At 31.6% G+C, this 17,894-nt stretch carries 28 protein-coding genes and 1 tRNA gene; 18 read left to right on the top strand and 11 right to left on the bottom strand.

What is annotated here, in order from left to right:
- Window position 1: 1 nt before the first annotated feature.
- The 18 genes from rplN to rplQ all read left to right on the top strand — a co-directional run bounded on the left by rplN (window position 2) and on the right by rplQ (window position 8,801).
- A complete protein-coding gene (rplN, locus tag OO775_RS03465; RefSeq protein WP_264845614.1) occupies window positions 2-370 on the top strand; it encodes a 50S ribosomal protein L14 in 369 nt (122 codons plus the stop codon).
- Window positions 371-384: 14 nt separating this feature from the next.
- On the top strand, window positions 385-699 hold the full coding sequence (gene rplX, locus OO775_RS03460; protein ID WP_264845613.1) for a 50S ribosomal protein L24: 315 nt from the start codon (window positions 385-387) through the stop codon (window positions 697-699).
- 2 nt (window positions 700-701) lie between these two features.
- Window positions 702-1,253 (top strand): 50S ribosomal protein L5, encoded by a 552-nt coding sequence (gene rplE, locus OO775_RS03455; protein ID WP_264845612.1) that lies wholly within the window; start codon window positions 702-704, stop codon window positions 1,251-1,253.
- Window position 1,254: 1 nt separating this feature from the next.
- The gene (gene rpsN / locus OO775_RS03450) at window positions 1,255-1,524 is read left to right on the top strand and encodes a 30S ribosomal protein S14 (RefSeq protein ID WP_264845611.1); all 270 of its coding nucleotides are present in this window, start codon (window positions 1,255-1,257) and stop codon (window positions 1,522-1,524) included.
- Window positions 1,525-1,547: 23 nt separating this feature from the next.
- Window positions 1,548-1,946 carry a 30S ribosomal protein S8 gene (rpsH, locus tag OO775_RS03445; protein WP_264845610.1) on the top strand — a complete coding sequence of 133 codons (399 nt, stop codon included), beginning with the start codon at window positions 1,548-1,550 and terminating at the stop codon, window positions 1,944-1,946.
- A gap of 15 nt (window positions 1,947-1,961) precedes the next feature.
- Complete coding sequence (gene rplF / locus OO775_RS03440; protein WP_264845609.1) at window positions 1,962-2,504, top strand: 50S ribosomal protein L6; 543 nt, start codon at window positions 1,962-1,964, stop codon at window positions 2,502-2,504.
- An 11-nt stretch (window positions 2,505-2,515) separates the two neighbouring features.
- Complete coding sequence (gene rplR, locus OO775_RS03435) at window positions 2,516-2,872, top strand: 50S ribosomal protein L18 (protein WP_264845608.1); 357 nt, start codon at window positions 2,516-2,518, stop codon at window positions 2,870-2,872.
- A gap of 6 nt (window positions 2,873-2,878) precedes the next feature.
- Window positions 2,879-3,403 carry a 30S ribosomal protein S5 gene (gene rpsE, locus OO775_RS03430; protein ID WP_264845607.1) on the top strand — a complete coding sequence of 175 codons (525 nt, stop codon included), beginning with the start codon at window positions 2,879-2,881 and terminating at the stop codon, window positions 3,401-3,403.
- 12 nt (window positions 3,404-3,415) lie between these two features.
- Window positions 3,416-3,595, top strand: coding sequence for a 50S ribosomal protein L30 (rpmD, locus tag OO775_RS03425; RefSeq protein WP_264845606.1), 180 nt, complete (start codon window positions 3,416-3,418; stop codon window positions 3,593-3,595).
- Window positions 3,596-3,615: 20 nt separating this feature from the next.
- The gene (gene rplO, locus OO775_RS03420) at window positions 3,616-4,068 is read left to right on the top strand and encodes a 50S ribosomal protein L15 (protein WP_264845605.1); all 453 of its coding nucleotides are present in this window, start codon (window positions 3,616-3,618) and stop codon (window positions 4,066-4,068) included.
- Between the two features lie 9 nt (window positions 4,069-4,077).
- Window positions 4,078-5,421 carry a preprotein translocase subunit SecY gene (gene secY / locus OO775_RS03415; RefSeq protein ID WP_264845604.1) on the top strand — a complete coding sequence of 448 codons (1,344 nt, stop codon included), beginning with the start codon at window positions 4,078-4,080 and terminating at the stop codon, window positions 5,419-5,421.
- 6 nt (window positions 5,422-5,427) lie between these two features.
- Window positions 5,428-5,643 carry a translation initiation factor IF-1 gene (gene infA, locus OO775_RS03410; RefSeq protein ID WP_264845603.1) on the top strand — a complete coding sequence of 72 codons (216 nt, stop codon included), beginning with the start codon at window positions 5,428-5,430 and terminating at the stop codon, window positions 5,641-5,643.
- Window positions 5,644-5,697: 54 nt separating this feature from the next.
- Complete coding sequence (gene ykgO, locus OO775_RS03405; protein WP_007094966.1) at window positions 5,698-5,814, top strand: type B 50S ribosomal protein L36; 117 nt, start codon at window positions 5,698-5,700, stop codon at window positions 5,812-5,814.
- A gap of 2 nt (window positions 5,815-5,816) precedes the next feature.
- Window positions 5,817-6,191 (top strand): 30S ribosomal protein S13, encoded by a 375-nt coding sequence (rpsM, locus tag OO775_RS03400; RefSeq protein WP_264845602.1) that lies wholly within the window; start codon window positions 5,817-5,819, stop codon window positions 6,189-6,191.
- 11 nt (window positions 6,192-6,202) lie between these two features.
- Window positions 6,203-6,598 (top strand): 30S ribosomal protein S11, encoded by a 396-nt coding sequence (gene rpsK / locus OO775_RS03395; protein WP_264845601.1) that lies wholly within the window; start codon window positions 6,203-6,205, stop codon window positions 6,596-6,598.
- An 86-nt stretch (window positions 6,599-6,684) separates the two neighbouring features.
- Window positions 6,685-7,290, top strand: coding sequence for a 30S ribosomal protein S4 (rpsD, locus tag OO775_RS03390; RefSeq protein ID WP_264845600.1), 606 nt, complete (start codon window positions 6,685-6,687; stop codon window positions 7,288-7,290).
- A 22-nt stretch (window positions 7,291-7,312) separates the two neighbouring features.
- A complete protein-coding gene (locus OO775_RS03385) occupies window positions 7,313-8,305 on the top strand; it encodes a DNA-directed RNA polymerase subunit alpha (RefSeq protein WP_264845599.1) in 993 nt (330 codons plus the stop codon).
- Window positions 8,306-8,330: 25 nt separating this feature from the next.
- The gene (rplQ, locus tag OO775_RS03380) at window positions 8,331-8,801 is read left to right on the top strand and encodes a 50S ribosomal protein L17 (RefSeq protein ID WP_264845598.1); all 471 of its coding nucleotides are present in this window, start codon (window positions 8,331-8,333) and stop codon (window positions 8,799-8,801) included.
- Window positions 8,802-8,875: 74 nt separating this feature from the next.
- On the opposite strand, the gene hpf is transcribed toward rplQ, so the two are convergent.
- The 11 genes from hpf to OO775_RS03325 form a co-directional block, all read right to left on the bottom strand.
- On the bottom strand, window positions 8,876-9,166 hold the full coding sequence (gene hpf, locus OO775_RS03375) for a ribosome hibernation-promoting factor, HPF/YfiA family (RefSeq protein WP_264845597.1): 291 nt from the start codon (window positions 9,164-9,166) through the stop codon (window positions 8,876-8,878).
- A 25-nt stretch (window positions 9,167-9,191) separates the two neighbouring features.
- On the bottom strand, window positions 9,192-10,085 hold the full coding sequence (locus OO775_RS03370) for a tyrosine-type recombinase/integrase (RefSeq protein WP_264845596.1): 894 nt from the start codon (window positions 10,083-10,085) through the stop codon (window positions 9,192-9,194).
- A 66-nt stretch (window positions 10,086-10,151) separates the two neighbouring features.
- On the bottom strand, window positions 10,152-11,075 hold the full coding sequence (locus tag OO775_RS03365) for a hypothetical protein (protein ID WP_264845595.1): 924 nt from the start codon (window positions 11,073-11,075) through the stop codon (window positions 10,152-10,154).
- A 21-nt stretch (window positions 11,076-11,096) separates the two neighbouring features.
- Complete coding sequence (locus OO775_RS03360) at window positions 11,097-11,894, bottom strand: hypothetical protein (RefSeq protein ID WP_264845594.1); 798 nt, start codon at window positions 11,892-11,894, stop codon at window positions 11,097-11,099.
- Window positions 11,895-11,927: 33 nt separating this feature from the next.
- Window positions 11,928-12,656, bottom strand: coding sequence for a DUF4625 domain-containing protein (locus OO775_RS03355; RefSeq protein ID WP_264845593.1), 729 nt, complete (start codon window positions 12,654-12,656; stop codon window positions 11,928-11,930).
- A gap of 24 nt (window positions 12,657-12,680) precedes the next feature.
- Window positions 12,681-13,364: a hypothetical protein gene (locus OO775_RS03350; protein ID WP_264845592.1), complete on the bottom strand. Its 684-nt coding sequence runs from the start codon at window positions 13,362-13,364 to the stop codon at window positions 12,681-12,683.
- A 390-nt stretch (window positions 13,365-13,754) separates the two neighbouring features.
- Window positions 13,755-16,052, bottom strand: a complete 2,298-nt coding sequence (locus OO775_RS03345; RefSeq protein ID WP_264845591.1) for a TonB-dependent receptor — start codon at window positions 16,050-16,052, stop codon at window positions 13,755-13,757.
- 72 nt (window positions 16,053-16,124) lie between these two features.
- Window positions 16,125-16,421 (bottom strand): hypothetical protein, encoded by a 297-nt coding sequence (locus OO775_RS03340; RefSeq protein ID WP_264845590.1) that lies wholly within the window; start codon window positions 16,419-16,421, stop codon window positions 16,125-16,127.
- Between the two features lie 417 nt (window positions 16,422-16,838).
- Window positions 16,839-17,174: a hypothetical protein gene (locus tag OO775_RS03335; protein WP_264845589.1), complete on the bottom strand. Its 336-nt coding sequence runs from the start codon at window positions 17,172-17,174 to the stop codon at window positions 16,839-16,841.
- A gap of 14 nt (window positions 17,175-17,188) precedes the next feature.
- Window positions 17,189-17,704, bottom strand: coding sequence for a DUF2892 domain-containing protein (locus OO775_RS03330; protein WP_264845588.1), 516 nt, complete (start codon window positions 17,702-17,704; stop codon window positions 17,189-17,191).
- Between the two features lie 60 nt (window positions 17,705-17,764).
- Window positions 17,765-17,837 (bottom strand) — tRNA-Pro (locus OO775_RS03325).
- Window positions 17,838-17,894: the final 57 nt, after the last annotated feature.

Genomic DNA, 17,894 nt, shown 5'->3' with positions numbered 1-17,894 from the left:
TATGGTACAACAAGAATCAAGATTAAAAGTAGCAGATAATACGGGTGCCAAAGAAGTTTTGACAATCCGTGTGCTTGGAGGTACAAAGAGAAGATATGCCTCAGTAGGAGATAAAATAGTTGTTACAGTGAAAGAAGCTACTCCTAATGGTAACGTAAAAAAAGGACAAGTATCAACCGCCGTAGTGGTGAGAACCAAAAAAGAAGTAAGACGCCAAGATGGTTCTTATATCCGATTTGATGAAAATGCTTGTGTGCTTTTGAACGCCGCCGGAGAAATGAGAGGAACACGTGTTTTTGGTCCTGTTGCCAGAGAACTTCGTGATAAACAGTTTATGAAAATAGTATCATTAGCACCAGAAGTGCTTTAATTTAGACATTAGCAATGATAAAACTGAAAATAAAATCAGGAGATACTGTATTAGTTATCGCGGGCGAACATAAAGGGCAACAAGGAGTTGTTCTTAAAGTAGATCGCGAAAAGAATAGAGCGATAGTTGAGGGAGTAAATTTGGTTTCAAAGCATACAAAACCAAGTGCTAAAAATCCTCAAGGAGGAATCGTTAAGAAAGAAGCTCCTATTCATATCTCAAATTTGTCTTTGATTGATCCAAAAACAAAAAAGGCAACACGAGTAGGATATGAAGAGAGAAATGGTAAAAAAGTAAGATTTTCAAAAAAATCTAAAGAAGTATTGTAGTTATGGCTTATGTACCTAGACTAAAAAAAGAGTATAAAGAGCGTATTATAGCAGCTCTTAAAGAAGAATTTGGTTATAAAAATGTAATGCAAGTTCCTAAACTTGAAAAGATTGTGGTTAGCCGAGGAGTTGGCTCTGCAGTTGCAGACAAAAAACAAATTGATTATGCTGTGGAAGAATTGACTAAAATCACAGGTCAAAAAGCAGTTGCCACTACCTCTAAAAAAGACGTAGCATCTTTTAAATTACGTAAAGGAATGCCAATTGGAGCAAAAGTTACTTTACGAGGAGAAAGAATGTACGAATTTTTAGATAAGTTAATAACCGCAGCACTGCCACGTGTTAGAGATTTTCAAGGAGTTAAAGCCAATGGTTTTGATGGAAGAGGAAACTATAATTTAGGTGTTACAGAACAAATAATCTTCCCTGAAATTGATATTGATAAAATCAATAAAATTGCAGGTATGGATATTACATTTGTAACATCTGCTCAGACAGATAAAGAAGCCAAATCATTATTAAGCGAATTAGGATTACCTTTTAAAAAGAATTAGTATGGCTAAAGAATCAATGAAAGCCCGTGAGGTTAAAAGAGAAAGATTGGTAGCGAAATATGCTGCAAAGCGTAAAGCTCTTAAAGAAGCTGGTGATTATGAAGCATTACAAAAATTACCTAAAAATGCATCACCTGTACGTTTGCATAATCGTTGTAAATTGACTGGAAGACCTAAAGGGTATATGCGCACTTTTGGAATTTCTCGTGTATTGTTCAGAGAAATGGCAAATAAAGGATTAATTCCAGGTGTAAGAAAAGCAAGTTGGTAGAATTAAGATAAAAGGACAGAAAAATGTATACAGATCCTATAGCAGATTTTTTAACAAGAATTAGAAATGCTAGCAGTGCAGGGCACCGAGTAGTACAAATTCCTGCTTCAAATCTAAAAAAAGAAATCACAAAAATATTATTTGATCAGGGTTTTATATTAAGTTATAAATTTGAAGAAGAAGGAATTCAAGGAACGATTAAAATCGCTCTTAAATATGATAAAGTGACTAAAGAGCCTGTTATCAGAAAAATAGAAAGAGTAAGTACGCCTGGACTTCGTAAATATGTAAGTTCGGCAGAACTTCCACGAGTACTTAACGGACTTGGTATCGCTATTATATCTACTTCAAAAGGAGTGATGACCGATAAACAAGCACGTGAGTTAAAAGTAGGAGGAGAAGTAATTTGTAATGTTTACTAATAATAAAGACTAAAAATGTCAAGAATAGGTAAAGCACCCATCAGTATTCCTCAAGGAGTAACAATTACGATCAATGATAATATAGTTACTGTTAAAGGGAAACTCGGCGAATTAACTCAAGAAGTTAAAGACATTGCTGTAAAGCAACAAGATGGACAATTAGTGGTAGAAAATAGTGGAAATTCAAAAGAGCTTAATGCAAAACATGGATTGTATAGAGCTTTACTAAACAATATGGTTGTTGGAGTTTCTGAAGGATTCACTAAAGAATTAGAATTGGTAGGAGTAGGTTATCGTGCATCAAATCAGGGACAAAAACTTGATTTGGCACTAGGGTTTTCTCATAATATTGTTATGGAACTTCCGCAAGAAGTAAAATTAGAGACCATCAATGAAAAAGGTAAAAATCCTATTATTAAATTAACATCTCACGATAAACAACTACTTGGACAAATAGCGGCTAAAATTCGTTCTTTCCGTAAACCTGAGCCTTACAAAGGAAAAGGAGTTAAATTTGTTGGTGAAGAATTAAGAAGAAAAGCAGGTAAATCAGCTTAATAGTTAGGAAAATGGCATTATCAAAAATAGAAAGAAGACAACGTATTAAAAACAGAATTAAAAAAGTGGTATCGGGAACTATCCAAAGACCTAGATTGGCTGTTTTTAGAAGTAATAATGAAATCTATGCTCAAATTATAGATGATACCAAGGGAATAACCTTAGTAGCTGCATCTTCACGAGATAAAGAAATCAACACAACATCTGGTACTAAAACTGAGAAATCAAAATTAGTAGGAGAATTGATTGCTAAAAAAGCAATAGCAGCAGGGATTGAAACAATTTCTTTTGACAGAGGAGGATATCTATACCACGGACGTGTAAAAGCTCTGGCAGAAGGAGCAAGAGAAGCAGGACTTAAATTCTAAGAAATTATGTATCAGAATTATAAAAATGTAGAATATGTAAAACCAAGTGGTCTTGAATTAAAAGATCGTTTGGTAGGTGTTCAACGTGTAACGAAAGTTACCAAAGGAGGACGAGCATTCGGTTTTTCAGCTATTGTAGTAGTAGGTGATGAAAATGGAGTGGTAGGACATGGATTAGGAAAATCAAAAGAAGTAGCAGATGCTATAGCAAAGGCGGTAGAAGATGCTAAGAAAAATTTAGTTCGTATCCCTCTTGCTGGAAATACATTACCTCACGAACAAAAAGGTAAATATGGAGGAGCTCGTGTGTATTTGCAACCAGCTTCGGAAGGTACTGGAGTAATTGCAGGAGGTGCTGTACGTTCTGTATTAGAAGCGGTAGGAATACACAATGTACTTTCAAAATCTCAGGGATCATCAAACCCTCACAATGTGGTAAAGGCGACTATGGATGCATTGTTGAAATTACGTAGTGCAAAAACAATTGCTCAACAAAGGGGAATCTCTCTAGAAAAATTATTTAAAGGATAAAAATAAGATACAATGACAAAGATAAGAGTAAAACAAACTAGAAGTAGTATTAAGCGTACGAAAGACCAAAAACTTACGTTGGAGGCTCTTGGATTGAAAGGTATCGGAAAAGTAGTAGAACATGAAGCTACTCCAACTATCCTTGGTATGATAAATAAAGTAAAACACTTAGTTTCTGTTGAAGAAGCATAAATGACTGAAATAGATTAGTTATGAATTTAAGTAATTTGAAACCTGCACAAGGTTCAGTACATAGAGAAGGGAAGCGCGTAGGTAGAGGACAAGGATCTGGAAAAGGAGGAACGGCTACAAGAGGGCACAAAGGAGCTAAGTCTCGTTCTGGATTTTCTACTAAAATAGGTTTTGAAGGAGGACAAATGCCTCTTCAAAGACGCGTACCAAAATTCGGTTTTAAAAATTTTAACCGAAAAGAATACGTAGGTATTAACTTAGGAAAATTGCAAGAATTAGTAGATAAAGGAGTTATTACTGACACCGTTACATTAGATATTTTAGTTCAAAATCGCTTAGCCAAAAAAACAGATTTAGTAAAAATACTTGGTGGAGGCGAATTAAAAACAAAATTAAATATATCTGTTCATAAATTTACAGCAAGTGCAAAACAAGCTGTAGAAAAGATGGGAGGTCAAGCTGTAATTGTATAATAATATCGTATGAAAAAGTTTATCGAGACTTTAACTAATGTATGGAAAATAGAAGAATTACGCAATCGGATTATTCTGACTTTGGGAATTCTTTTAGTATATCGGTTTGGAGCACATGTAATTCTTCCTGGTGTAGATACAGAACATTTAACAAAATTCGCAGAAAGAACTTCTGATGGAGGATTGTTAAATCTTTTAAATGCTTTTACGGGAGGGGCTTTTGCAAATGTGTCTGTTTTTGCATTAGGGATTATGCCTTATATTTCAGCCTCTATCGTTGTTCAATTGATGGGAATTGCAATTCCATATCTTCAAAAATTACAGCAAGAAGGAGAAAGTGGTCGAAGACGTATCAACCAAATTACTCGATGGCTTACCATAGCAATATGTATCGTACAAGCGCCAGCATATCTTTATTCTATAGGTAAATTAGGAGTTCCAGACGAAGCTTTTATAATGGGTAAAAATCTTGGATTTATGATTCCAGCTGTAATTATTCTGGTAACTGGAACTATTTTTGCTATGTGGCTTGGTGAGAAAATTACTGATAAAGGTATAGGAAATGGTATTTCACTTTTGATTATGGTGGGTATTGTAGCTCGTATGCCACAGGCATTTCTCTCAGAATGGGTTTCGCGTTTAACAGGCGATAGTACTGGAGGGTTAATGTTTGTTATTATTGAAGTGGTTTTATGGTTTGTAGTTATTTTATCAAGTATTTTTCTTGTATTAGCTGTAAGACAAATTCCAGTTCAATATGCAAGAAGAACCACAGGTGGTTCTACTGAGAAAAATATTTTTGGAGCGAGACAATATATCCCATTGAAATTAAATGCTTCGGGGGTTATGCCTATTATCTTTGCGCAAGCGATCATGTTTGTTCCAGCAGCATTAGCTGGTTTATCTCAGTCAGAAACCTCTATTAGAATTCAACAAACATTTAGCGATGTTTTTGGTTTTTGGTACAATTTTGTTTTTGCTTTATTGATAATTACTTTTACATATTTTTATACAGCAATAACAGTTCCAACCAATAAAATGGCTGATGATTTAAAAAGAAGTGGTGGTTTTATACCAGGAGTAAAACCTGGAACAGAAACGGGAGATTATTTAGACAAAATAATGTCTTTAATTACCTTTCCAGGTTCAATATTTCTTGTGATAATTGCAATATTACCTGCATTTGTACATAAATTGTTAGATGTACAACAGGCTTGGGCACTGTTCTATGGAGGTACTTCGTTGTTGATATTGGTAGGTGTAGCGATGGATACTATGCAACAGATAAATTCTTATTTGTTGAATCGCCACTATGACGGTTTGATGAAAACAGGTAAAAACAGAAAAGTCTAATTATCAATGGCTAAACAAGCAGCAATAGAACAAGATGGAACTATAATTGAGGCATTATCCAATGCAATGTTTCGTGTAGAGTTAGATAATGGACATATAGTTACAGCTCATATCTCAGGTAAAATGCGAATGCACTATATAAAACTCTTACCTGGAGATAAAGTTAAGTTGGAAATGAGTCCATATGATTTAACAAAAGCAAGAATTACTTATCGATATTAAATCATAAATAAAGCGCAGATGTGTTACATTTGATGAATATAAAACAATAAACAGATGAAGGTTAGAGCATCAATTAAAAAAAGAAGTCCCGAGTGCAAAATTGTGCGACGTAAAGGGAGATTGTACGTAATTAATAAAAAGAATCCGAGATTCAAACAAAGACAAGGATAATTATGGCAAGAATTGCAGGTATAGATTTACCAAAACAAAAAAGAGGAGTTATAGGATTAACTTACATTTTTGGTATCGGAAAAAGTAGAGCTAAAGAAATTTTAGAGAGAGCTCAAGTAAATGAAGACAAAAAAGTGAACGAATGGAATGATGAAGACATCAATAAAATTCGTGAAGTAGTCGCTTCTTACAAAATTGAAGGCGAGTTACGGTCTGAAATTCAACTGAATATCAAACGTTTAATGGATATCGGTTGTTATAGAGGAATCCGACATAGATCAGGATTACCTCTTAGAGGACAGAAAACAAAAAATAACTCAAGAACAAGAAAAGGTAGAAGAAAAACTGTTGCAAATAAGAAAAAAGCAACTAAATAATAAGTAACAATATGGCAAAATCAAATACAAAAACCGCGTCAAAAAAGCGCAAAGTTGTTGTAGAATCAATGGGTGAAGCACATGTTTCAGCGACATTTAACAACATTATTATATCTCTTACTAATAAAAAAGGAGATGTTATTGCGTGGTCTTCCGCAGGAAAGATGAAATTCCGTGGTTCTAAAAAAAATACTCCTTATGCAGCACAAGTAGCTGCCGAAGATGCTGCAAAAGCTGCTTTCGATGCAGGACTTCGTAAAGTTAAAGTATTTGTAAAAGGACCAGGTAATGGTAGAGAATCTGCCATTAGAAGTATTCATAATGCAGGTATCGAAGTTACCGAAATTGTTGATGTAACTCCACTACCTCATAACGGATGTCGTCCCCCTAAAAGACGTAGAGTATAATTTAATAAAATGAAAATATAGGAAGGTTAATTATCGAAGGAAAAGCCTTAATTCATAATCCTCTCCTATTTAAAATTAAATAGAAAATGGCAAGATATACAGGTCCAAAAACTAAAATTGCTCGTAAATTTGGAGAAGCAATTTTTGGTGAAGATAAATCTTTTTCTAAAAGAAATTATCCACCAGGGCAACATGGAAGTAACCGCAGACGTGCAAAAAGGTCTGAGTATGCTATTCAGTTGCAAGAGAAACAAAAAGCAAAATATACATATGGAATTTTAGAAAAACAATTCCGTAATTTGTATGAAAAAGCTAAACGTAGTAGAGGAGTAACTGGTGAGGTTCTTCTTGAGCTTTGTGAATCGCGATTGGATAATGTAGTGTATCGTATGGGAATATCTCCTACTCGAAGTGGAGCTCGTCAACTTGTTTCACATCGTCATATTACGGTAAATGGAAATATTGTAAACATCCCATCATATACGCTAAAACCAGGTGATGTGATAGGTGTTCGTGAAAAATCAAAATCTCTTAGCGTTATCGAAAATTCGTTGGCGGCTAATAGCAATGTTTATGAATGGATTACTTGGAATACTGAAAAATTGGAAGGAACTTTTGTTTCTGTTCCTAAACGAATTCAAATTCCAGAGAATATTAAAGAACAGTTAATTGTAGAGTTGTACTCTAAATAATAATAAGACAGCAGTCAGAATTATGGCATTATTCAATTTTCAAAAACCAGATAAAGTTATAATGATTCAATCATCAGAGTTTGAGGGGATATTTGAATTTCGTCCGCTCGAGCCTGGTTATGGTTTAACCATTGGTAACGCTTTGCGAAGAGTTATGCTTTCTTCTCTTGAAGGTTTTGCTATCACTTCGGTTAAAATAGATAAAGTAGAACATGAATTTTCAACAATTTCGGGAATTGTAGAAGATGTAACAGAAATCATTTTGAATTTGAAACAAGTACGTTTCAAAAAACAAATTGAAGATATTGACACAGAAACAGTTTCTATATCTATTTCAGGAAAAAAACAATTGACTGCGGGTGATTTTCAAAAATTTATAACAGGATTCATCGTACTTAACCCTGAACTTGTTATTTGTAATATGGAAGATACTGTTGGTATTGCAATGGAAATTACTATCGAAAAAGGTCGAGGATATATCTCTGCCGAAGAAAATGCCAAACCCAATGCAGCTTTAGGAACTATAGCCGTTGATGCTATTTATACACCTATTAAAAATGTTAAATATAGCATAGAAAATTATCGTGTAGAGCAAAAAACGGACTATGAAAAATTAGTTTTTGAAATCAAAACAGATGGTTCTATCCATCCTAAAGATGCATTGACAGAAGCTGCTAAAACTTTGATACATCATTTTATGCTATTTTCTGACGAAAGAATAACACTTGAATCAGATGAAGTAGCACAAACCGAAACGTATGATGAAGAATCTCTCCATATGCGTCAGCTTTTGAAAACAAAATTAGTAGATATGGATTTATCCGTACGTGCTTTGAATTGTTTAAAAGCAGCCGAAGTAGATACTTTGGGAGACCTTGTGTCATTTAACAAAAGTGACCTTATGAAGTTTCGAAATTTCGGTAAAAAATCACTTACAGAACTTGACGAATTGGTAGAAGCAAAAGGACTTACTTTTGGAATGGATTTATCAAAGTATAAATTAGATAAAGATTAACTTGTATAACGCAAATTAAGGGAAAATGAGACACGGAAATAAAATAAATAATTTAGGAAGAAAATCCGCACATAGAAAGGCTATGTTAGCAAATATGGCTTGTTCTTTAATTGAGCATAAACGTATCAATACGACATTGGCAAAAGCAAAAGCTCTTAAAATATTTGTAGAGCCTTTGATCACTAAATCAAAAGAAGATTCAACCCACAATCGTCGTGTGGTATTTAGTAAATTACATAATAAATATGCTATTACAGAGCTTTTTAAAGAAGTTTCTGTGAAAGTAGCTGATAGACCAGGAGGATATACACGTATTATCAAATTAGGAAATCGACTTGGAGATAATGCTGAAATGGCTCTTATAGAGTTGGTAGATTATAACACAACATATTCTCCAAAAGCTACGAAAAAGAAAACAACTCGTAGAAGTCGTGCTAAAAAAGCAGAGGATATCAAACAAGAATCAACGACAGTAACAGAAACAACTGAAGAATAATAACTATTTTTGTTTCTGATAAATATCAAAGACACACTTTTAAGTGTGTCTTTTTTTATTATTTTCTGTAAAGGTTATCTTGTTTCTTTATGTTTTTTCAAAAATCGTTCAATAGGATTTACACTATTATCCATTGCTTCTTCAAAGGATTTGGCTTGTTTTTTTACTACAAAATGATCTCCAGGAACATTTACTTTTATTTCTACGATTTTATTTTCTTTAGCAGATGTATTTTCTAATTTCAGATATACATCGGCATCAATTATTCGATCGTAAAAATGCTCTAATTTGTCCATTTTTTTTTGAATAAAATCTACTAATTTTTGGTCAACTGTAAAACCAACTGCATTGTAATTTACTTTCATAACTCACTAATTTTAAAGTTATTATTTATTTATTACGCACATTACGAGGATGTGCAGATTCATATTGTTTTTTTAATTCAGCAAGGCTACTATGTGTATAAACTTGTGTAGCAGCAAGGCTTGAATGCCCTAGTAATTCTTTGACAGCATTCAAATCAGCACCATTATCAAGTAAATGTGTAGCAAATGCATGTCGTAATATATGTGGGCTTTTTTTCTCTTTACTTGTTACGGTACTAAAGTACGAATTTATTATTCGATATACAAGTTCTTGATATATTTTTTTTCCTTTTGATGTCAGAAATAAAAAAGCCTCATTATTGAAATTAACACTATCACGAATTATTAGGTATTTATTTATAGTATTAATTACGCTATCAATGAGCGGAATGATACGTTCTTTATTACGTTTTCCTAAAACTTTTACAAATTTTTGTTTTAAATCAATATCTGAAATTTTCAGGTTAATAAGTTCGCTACGTCTTATGCCTGTGGCATAAAATAATTCAATAATTGTTTTATTACGAATAAATTCAAATGTATCTTTTTCTTCTGTTTGATCAATAACTTTATCAATTTCTTTTTGAGAAAAAGGAATACTGATTTTTTTTTCCATTTTCAGTGGAATATGTTGTGAAAAAGGCAATTTCCCAATCTGAGACGTCAGAACTAGAAATTTATAAAAAGCTTTGAGCGAAGCGATTTTTCGATTGACAGAACGTGAATTTATTTTATTTTCGATAAGTTGAACAATCCAACTTCGTATTTGTGAATAATGAACTTTTGTCAAATCTGCGTTTTTTTCACTTTCCAGAAGAAAAGACTCAAATTCTTTGATATCAGCTATATATGCTTTAATAGTATGCACAGAATATTTCTTTTCCAAAGATAAATATGATGAAAAAGCAGAGATAGACATCGGTTTGTTTTTCTACAAAGTTACAATAAAAAATAAAAAGACGCAAATTATTGCGTCTTTTTTTAATTACATCCAATAGTTAGAGTTTTCTTGTTGTTCCGATGATTCTTTTAAGATTTGCTTAATTTCATCTGTTGTTTTTTGGAAATAATCAGCTAAGTCTTTTACATAGCGCTCATAATCACCATCTTCTCCTGATGAAGGTGATGTAAGAATATAAACAGGGAGAAACTGGTCAAAATCTGTTCCACTACGAGTTAACAAATCATCAGAAGGAGCATTGAAAGGGTTTGAACCTTTGTTTTTATCGTTGTTGATGTATTTTGTACCACTTTGAATATGAAGCAATCGTATGCGCATATCAAATTTAGCGTACGGAACTTTTGCTGTGAAATACCCTTTTAAACCTAATGCATCATTTGTCAATTGTGATTTTTTTGTACTATTTCTCTTGTCGATATAACTATTAACCATCACATTTTCAGGATTTGTATCGCGGTATGTGTAGTCCAACAAATCGGATGTGTCGCTCGAAGTCTGGTTTGTTTTGGTATTGAGATATTCTTTAACGGTAAAGAAATGCTGATGAATGGGAAGCATTTGAGCAGTAGTAAATTCACTGTTTATTCGTTCGCCTTTTGCGTTGTAATACACAATTTCCATAGCGTAAATTCCTCCCGAAATCATCAAAATAGGCTCTTCTCCTTTTTCTAATATTTTTCCGTCTTTGTTTTTGCGAACAATATTAGTCCCGTCAGTTTCGAAAGTAAAGACTTGTGTTGGATACAACAGATTTTCAGGATTTCCGTGAAAATTATCTCCATGCAGGTGCCCTCTTCGAATAGTAAAAGTTACTTTACTCCATTCGTCGTGTCCTTTATCTTCTTTTTCATTTGTGGGAGTTGGAGCGTCTTTTGAGCAGCTTATTATAAAAAGGCTCATAGCTGTTAATACAGCGGTCTTTAATGTTTTAAAAAATATATTATTCATCTTTTTATGTATTTAATTGATTTATTTTTTAATATTTTTTGAAAAATCTTTTGGATAGTTGAATGCTATCTCTATTCCGTATGTTTTATCTTCATAATTGAATACCATACTTACTTTGGGAGTATTTTTTGCTTTTGAACTATTATTAGCTAAAGGATTCGGATTATTATTCCATACAATCAAGCCATCAGCCTCTATATCAGGATTTTTTAATGATTGTAGAAAATCGCTATAATTATCTCGCTCAACAAAGTATGGAGATATATCTTCTTTTTTACGAGCATACTGATATGCTTTTTTAGAAGGCTGTAAAGCATTGAATCGTTTGTGAAAATAATCGAAAACTGACTTAAATTCTGTACTTGTTGCCTTTTTTCCTAAGGCATCTAAGGGAATAATTTCAAAAGAATAAACCCCGTCATAGAGTTCATACGGAAGTTTATCCAAATCTGCGATATTCTGGAAGTTAGCTTTCACTTGATATTTTACAAAAGGAGAATCTTTTGCCTCTGCTGTGAAAGTCAATTCTGTAATTTCCTCATCAGAATCTTCTTCTTCGTCTTCATTTTTTGTAAAAGGAATATTCTCTGATTTTAATTTATCAATAAATTCCTTTTTTGTTTTTCCAATATAATCATTTAGAATATTGAGTTGTAGAACATTCAATGGTTGAACGTTAGTATCAAATTGAAATTCTTCTTCTGTATCAGGCTTTTTTTCATCTGGTTTTTTAATTTCCTCAGATGATTTATCTTTGCTACAAGCTAGTATCATTAAAAATAATGATACTAAAATACTTAATTTTGCTATTTTTTTCATTTTTCTTGTAAGTTTATTAAATATATCATTCAATTACTTTTTGTCGAAATGTCCTTCGTATGAAAATACTTTTTTAGACTGGTCTGTGATAGTTACAAAAAAGTGGTAATGACCATTGGCAAGTGATGATACATCTATGTCTTTATCAAGTAAATAGGTAGTTTTTCCTACCAACTCTGTCTCCTGATATTTCTTTTCAATATCTTTCACTTTTATAGTAATACTTTCCAATTTATTAGGTGCAGAAATGTTTGCTTTTACATTCAGAACATTATTATTAAATGTCGCACTTTTTTGGCTAACTGTCGGGAGTGATGGATCTTTTTCGATGGTCAAAACATCTTCTGCGATAGTTTTATTTCCTTGTGTATCAATTACTATGATAAGTACATCATACATTCCTTCTTTTGCATTTTTAGGAATATCATAATGCTGATGTAATATACCTTCTGTATTCCCTTCAAAACCTTTTACATAGGTAATATCTACAAACCAAGAATTTCCTGAGATTTTAGGAGTAATTTGTACTCTAACACTCTTTATTTTTGCCTCAGCAAAGATATGAGCTTCCAGATGTAGATCACTCTCTGTATAAGCTTTCTTAGTGTTTTGGTAACCTATTTCAAGGTCTTCAATTGTTGGTTTTTTCAAAGGTACAGGTTCATTTTTGTTATTATCATCTTTACTACAACTTACTATACTTACCTGTAAGAACAATATTGATAATATTGTTAGTAAATGTTTTGTTTTTATAAATTTCATATAAATATTTTTTTAAATTGATAATTATTTTTCTTTATATTCTCCAAAGTAATACAATCCTTGTACTCGAAATACTGTTAGTACATCTTTATTAATAAATCCTATTTCAGAAATACCTTTATCTTTAAATCGAAAAGCACAATTATTGATAAGTTCTATTTTTCTGTTAGTTGTTAAAGTATTTAAATCAACAGCTGAACCATATTTTGTACCTGTTTCATCAAATTTATAATGTAGAATAGGCTTGTCCTCAGCTCCGAATTTGTATTCCTTTCCTACAAAAGTTTTTCCAGCTAATAGATTTTTATCAGGAATAGATAACAAAACACTTTTTGAAGGATATTCCATTTGTAAAGCACGATAATATGAAGAAATTACATTGTAATTTTCATCAAAGGTAAATTGAGCTATTCGATAGTTATTTGGGTCATCTACTTCAAATTCAAGTGTTTTATCTGTAAATTTATATTTTCCGATAAATTCTTGTGTAGAATTCATAAATATAGCTTTTTCTTTTTCTAAGAATTTAATTAAATATACTGATTTATTTTTATCTCCGAGTACGCCTGCTATAAAATGTTCTTTTATATCAAATTCTTTTTTTATTTCTGGTTGAGTAATTTTTTCCTCTGGTGTTGTTTCTTTTGAACAACTAATAAATATACTTAATACAAGTATAAAAAACATATTGCTTATTGTATTTCTCATTTTCATTATAATTTATTGAATATATTTTACTTATTTTTTATCTAAAAGTCATTATTATATAGTTTAATGATGTGTTAATTCTATAAAAATGTTATTTTTTGATAATATTTTTTATTAAAAATGCGATTATTTATCTATTTTATATTGATTTTTAAGTTGAGGAGCATCTACTCAATGTTGAGATTTATTATTTGCATATTGAATAATTACTTTTCAATGTTGAGATTTGTTTTTTTAATTATAAAAAATAGTATCTCAACTTGATTTTTTGTTTTCTCAATGTTTATTTTTATCATCTCAACGTTGATATTTTATAATTTCACCTTTCTTTTTATTTTAGATATATTTATTTGTATAAAAGTAAATAAATTATCTATCAATGCTACTTTTCTAAAAAGAATATACGAATCGAAACTGAATATTTCTACCTAAATCATGAGCATAATAGCGAAATCTATTTGTGTATTCTTTATATAATTGATTAAAAATATTTTCACAAGAAAGATGTATCGCTATACTTTGCTTTTCAAAAGGTATTTTTGCTCCTATTCCAATGTTAAACAAGTGGTAAGCATCAGGAGTGTCTTTTACTAATTCTTGCTCAGGATTATAACGAGTCTGCTTAGCAACAAATTGATGTTTAACAGAAGTATATACATTTTTTAAACTTCCTAAATGACGTAAATCAAAATAAAGTTCTTGTGAGATACGTTCTGAGGGTATAAAAGGTAGATATTTGTTAGTTTTCAATTCGTTAGCATATACTACGGAAGTTTGCAAACTATATTTCCATTTAGGTAAGAAGCGATATTCGGCTTCCAAATCAACTCCTCTGAAAAAAACATCAGCTTGTTGAAACTGAAAAATAGGATAAACACCCGAGAATAAAGTTCGAGTTTTTCCTGTTGGAGCATCAAAAATATAATTTCTAATTAGTTGTACAAAAACATCAGTATTCAGTTTCCATTTTCCTTGTCTAAATCTAACAGAACTAATCCATTTTATTCCTGTTTCAGATTGCAAATTTTCATCTCCAATATCATAAGTTCCCGCTCCGTGATGCAGACCATTACTATATAGTTCATTTACGTGCGGAGAACGCCAAGCAACACCTATATTAGATGCGAAAGACCAATAGTAACTTGGTTTGTAATTTACTCCAAGTGAATAAGTGATATTGTGAAATGTGTGATTTGTTCCATAACGTTGTGAAAACGAATTATAACCATCGGCATTGAGTGTTTTATAATCATATCGTAATCCTGCTTCTGCTTCCCATAGTTTTGCATCATATTTTTGAATAGCAAAAACTCCATAAGAAAACGATGCATAATTAGGAATAACAGGTACAACTCCTGTACCAGGTTCGTTATAATTCACTTGTTGAAAGGCACTTACCCCAAGTTGTGTTGTATGTTTTTTATACGAATTTTCCCAAGAAACATCTAAAGAATGAGTTGATAAATTCATATTCAGAGCTGGAATACGTGTTCGGTCTGCTCTGCGAAGGTTAAATTCTTGTCGAATGTCACTTTGAAAAGCATACAAAGCTGTTAATTTACCTCCAAAAGGAAGTGCTACAAATGATTTTATCTTTAACAAATGATGAATAACCTTTTGTTTAGGTGCTTCTATTTGATAAGAAAAAGGATATGAAGTTAAAGGACGTCCAATTTCAAATCGTATAAGTAAATCATCTAAATTTCCAATATGAGAACCATAAAAAATACCTGATTCATTAGCATATTGACTATAAAAGGCATCTATTCCCCATTGTTCTTTTTCAATACCAGTTGCCAAAGAGAAATTCCTTTCTTGCATAGCTGTATTGTTAAGAAGATAATCAGCTGTAGCAATATCACCAGCTCTTTTTACAGACCCTTGTACACGCCAAGCACATTGCGAAAAACCTGGTATAGCTGATTCTAACTTTACAGAAGTTGCCATCTTTCGCCCATTAGTTGAAAAAGAAGGCAATACTTCTCCATGCAAGGCATCTCCATACGGAAGTTTATTCGGTGAAAGTACAATAACTCCTCCCAAAGCATCAGAACCATATCGTACAGCTTGAGCACCTTTAATAATAGTAATTTGATTAGCTATATAAGGATCAACTTCTGGTGCATGATCTGCCCCCCATTGTTGTCCTTCTTGCCTTACTTCATTATTAAGTATCAAAATCCGATTGCTATGTAACCCATGAATAACAGGTTTAGCAATAGTTGCTCCTGTTTGTATCATTGAAATTCCAGGAGCTGTACTAAGTATTTTTGCTAGTGATTCCCCTTGTAGTTTATGTAAGTCATTCTGAATTGTTTTTGTTACAATAACTGGGTCATATATCAAAACTTTTTTCTGAACTTCTTCTCCCAATACAACAACTTCCGAAAGTTCATTAACAGCTTCCTTCATCACAATCGTATATGTATTTCCTTTTAAAGGAAGTTGAATTTTATCTTCATAATCAAGAAAACCTAAAAAAGTAACTCGCAAAGGGTATATTCCAGATTTGATACTCGTTATCAGAACTTCTCCTTGTGTATCAGAAACATAATGTTTCCCAATGATATGTACCACAGCTCCCGAAAGAGGTTGTTTTTGTTTATCTTCTATTTTCAAATGAAGTGTTTGTTGTGCATATGCTGTTAAAACACTTAGAAAAACAAAAAAACAAAATAGTTTTCGCATAAATTGTTCTGTTAAATAGATTAAATAACCTCAGATGAATTTTGTTTCATAGTTCTTTTAAATTCATCATAATCAAAGAAAAAAATCAACAGGTGGAGCGCGCCAAGGAGCAGAAATATCATAAATCAATACATATTCTGATAAGAAAAAGAAAGTGCTTTCAATTACTTTTTCTACAAATAAATAATATATCAATGGTTGATAATCAAAAAAAGAATATATCTGATATATTGTACAATATGGATTGATTTTTAAAACAGAGATATGATGTGTATGTTTACATTCTTTTCCTGAATTTTCAGCACAAACAATCTTATCCGATTTATGATGATGAAAAAATTCTCCTATGGGGAATGAAAATTTTAACATACAAATCAGAATCACAAAAGTGAAAAATAGAATATGTATTTTGTTGGATTTCAAACGTTATTGAATTGAGTCTATTGCAACTTTATAATGTTCTGAAAATCATTCAAAACTTTGTTGGTTATTTCATTATCTAAAAAAATATGTTCAATCTCAAAGAGAATTTCTTCCAATATAAGATTTTTCAAATAAAAAACATATTTTTCTTAATAAAAAAGTGTTAGGATACGTTATTACTTTTTATAATATTCAAAGAATTAGCCTCCTTCATTTTATAAATAAACTTTTTTATTGAATAGTAACAAAAATTCATTACCATCAATTCAAAGTTGTTGTTTTATTCATTAAATAAAAAAGTCAATTACTTTTCTTCTAAGTTTAATATACTTAAGAAAATAGTCAAAGTGAAATTTTACTTTTTTAATAACAAGGAGGAGCTCGAAGAGAGAAATATGCCGTATCAGGCAAAGAAGGAATGTTAATTTGAGATAATATTTTCTCTACCTTAGAAGAAATAATTATAGTAGAAAAATCAAGCTCATAAGCTTCAAACAGATGTGTATTTTGTCCAGAAACAATTGCATTACAAAAGAAACATGTTGTTTTATTTTCATCAGAATCAGAATGTGATGAATCACAATGATGATGTTCTCTTTCTGAATTAAAATGAAATAAAAAGTGTACAGGCGTTAATGCCGAAAAGTAGCAACACAACACCAGAATACTTAATATAATATGTAATTTATTGTTTTTCAAATGATTTTGATGTATTATATTTTTTTCATTTGTTCTTGTATCATTTTTATTTGGTCTTTGAGCATATTCTGTTTGTCCAATTTTTTGGCTTGTGTAAGTAATTCTTGTGCTTCACGTTTTCTGCGTTTTTGCATCATAATTCCCGACAAACTAAGTCGAGCCATTGCTTCATCAAGACTCATATTTAACCCGAAATCTAAGGCTTTCCGGAAATATTTTTCTGCTTGTGTAAGGTTAATTTGATAAAAAATAAGTCCGTACAGATAGTTATAATAACCTCGTTGTTTTTTAGTAAGTGCTGTATTAGGATTTTTGATACGGTCAAGCCATTTTTTAGTTCCTTCCATATCTTGTTTGCGAAGACGGAAAAAAGCAAGAAGCAATATTTCATTTCTGAAATAAAGTAAGATAGGAATAAGCGATAAAAGAATCAAAAAAATTCCGTTACCAATATTTCCAAGAATAAATTGTTGTATAGCCCACGCTACTAAAAGTACAGCAATTATTATTTTTAAATATCTGTGAAACATTTATTTTTTAGTTTTAAAAATATTTAAACACTTGAATAAAAGTGATTTAAAATAGTAAAGTCGGGATGACTGGACTCGAACCAGCGACCTCACGCACCCCATACGTGAACGCTACCAACTGCGCTACATCCCGATTAGGAGTTTTCACTCCATAGAAATCAAAAAAATATTTTTTAGCAATGCGACTGCA

This window comes from Capnocytophaga catalasegens, assembly GCF_026005215.1.
Lineage (GTDB): Bacteria > Bacteroidota > Bacteroidia > Flavobacteriales > Flavobacteriaceae > Capnocytophaga > Capnocytophaga catalasegens.
Note: the sequence above shows the minus strand (reverse complement) of the source record. Positions and strands in the feature narration are given on the sequence as shown.

Excerpts from the sequence above, each read along its gene's own strand:
- rplN (WP_264845614.1), top strand. The coding sequence starts at position 2 with ATGGTACAACAAGAATCAAGATTAAAAGTAGCAGATAATACGGGTGCC.
- rplX (WP_264845613.1), top strand. The coding sequence starts at position 385 with ATGATAAAACTGAAAATAAAATCAGGAGATACTGTATTAGTTATCGCG.
- rplE (WP_264845612.1), top strand. The coding sequence starts at position 702 with ATGGCTTATGTACCTAGACTAAAAAAAGAGTATAAAGAGCGTATTATA.
- rpsN (WP_264845611.1), top strand. The coding sequence starts at position 1,255 with ATGGCTAAAGAATCAATGAAAGCCCGTGAGGTTAAAAGAGAAAGATTG.
- rpsH (WP_264845610.1), top strand. The coding sequence starts at position 1,548 with ATGTATACAGATCCTATAGCAGATTTTTTAACAAGAATTAGAAATGCT.
- rplF (WP_264845609.1), top strand. The coding sequence starts at position 1,962 with ATGTCAAGAATAGGTAAAGCACCCATCAGTATTCCTCAAGGAGTAACA.
- rplR (WP_264845608.1), top strand. The coding sequence starts at position 2,516 with ATGGCATTATCAAAAATAGAAAGAAGACAACGTATTAAAAACAGAATT.
- rpsE (WP_264845607.1), top strand. The coding sequence starts at position 2,879 with ATGTATCAGAATTATAAAAATGTAGAATATGTAAAACCAAGTGGTCTT.
- rpmD (WP_264845606.1), top strand. The coding sequence starts at position 3,416 with ATGACAAAGATAAGAGTAAAACAAACTAGAAGTAGTATTAAGCGTACG.
- rplO (WP_264845605.1), top strand. The coding sequence starts at position 3,616 with ATGAATTTAAGTAATTTGAAACCTGCACAAGGTTCAGTACATAGAGAA.
- secY (WP_264845604.1), top strand. The coding sequence starts at position 4,078 with ATGAAAAAGTTTATCGAGACTTTAACTAATGTATGGAAAATAGAAGAA.
- infA (WP_264845603.1), top strand. The coding sequence starts at position 5,428 with ATGGCTAAACAAGCAGCAATAGAACAAGATGGAACTATAATTGAGGCA.
- ykgO (WP_007094966.1), top strand. The coding sequence starts at position 5,698 with ATGAAGGTTAGAGCATCAATTAAAAAAAGAAGTCCCGAGTGCAAAATT.
- rpsM (WP_264845602.1), top strand. The coding sequence starts at position 5,817 with ATGGCAAGAATTGCAGGTATAGATTTACCAAAACAAAAAAGAGGAGTT.
- rpsK (WP_264845601.1), top strand. The coding sequence starts at position 6,203 with ATGGCAAAATCAAATACAAAAACCGCGTCAAAAAAGCGCAAAGTTGTT.
- rpsD (WP_264845600.1), top strand. The coding sequence starts at position 6,685 with ATGGCAAGATATACAGGTCCAAAAACTAAAATTGCTCGTAAATTTGGA.
- OO775_RS03385 (WP_264845599.1), top strand. The coding sequence starts at position 7,313 with ATGGCATTATTCAATTTTCAAAAACCAGATAAAGTTATAATGATTCAA.
- rplQ (WP_264845598.1), top strand. The coding sequence starts at position 8,331 with ATGAGACACGGAAATAAAATAAATAATTTAGGAAGAAAATCCGCACAT.
- hpf (WP_264845597.1), bottom strand. The coding sequence starts at position 9,166 with ATGAAAGTAAATTACAATGCAGTTGGTTTTACAGTTGACCAAAAATTA.
- OO775_RS03370 (WP_264845596.1), bottom strand. The coding sequence starts at position 10,085 with ATGTCTATCTCTGCTTTTTCATCATATTTATCTTTGGAAAAGAAATAT.
- OO775_RS03365 (WP_264845595.1), bottom strand. The coding sequence starts at position 11,075 with ATGAATAATATATTTTTTAAAACATTAAAGACCGCTGTATTAACAGCT.
- OO775_RS03360 (WP_264845594.1), bottom strand. The coding sequence starts at position 11,894 with ATGAAAAAAATAGCAAAATTAAGTATTTTAGTATCATTATTTTTAATG.
- OO775_RS03355 (WP_264845593.1), bottom strand. The coding sequence starts at position 12,656 with ATGAAATTTATAAAAACAAAACATTTACTAACAATATTATCAATATTG.
- OO775_RS03350 (WP_264845592.1), bottom strand. The coding sequence starts at position 13,364 with ATGAGAAATACAATAAGCAATATGTTTTTTATACTTGTATTAAGTATA.
- OO775_RS03345 (WP_264845591.1), bottom strand. The coding sequence starts at position 16,052 with ATGCGAAAACTATTTTGTTTTTTTGTTTTTCTAAGTGTTTTAACAGCA.
- OO775_RS03340 (WP_264845590.1), bottom strand. The coding sequence starts at position 16,421 with ATGTTAAAATTTTCATTCCCCATAGGAGAATTTTTTCATCATCATAAA.
- OO775_RS03330 (WP_264845588.1), bottom strand. The coding sequence starts at position 17,704 with ATGTTTCACAGATATTTAAAAATAATAATTGCTGTACTTTTAGTAGCG.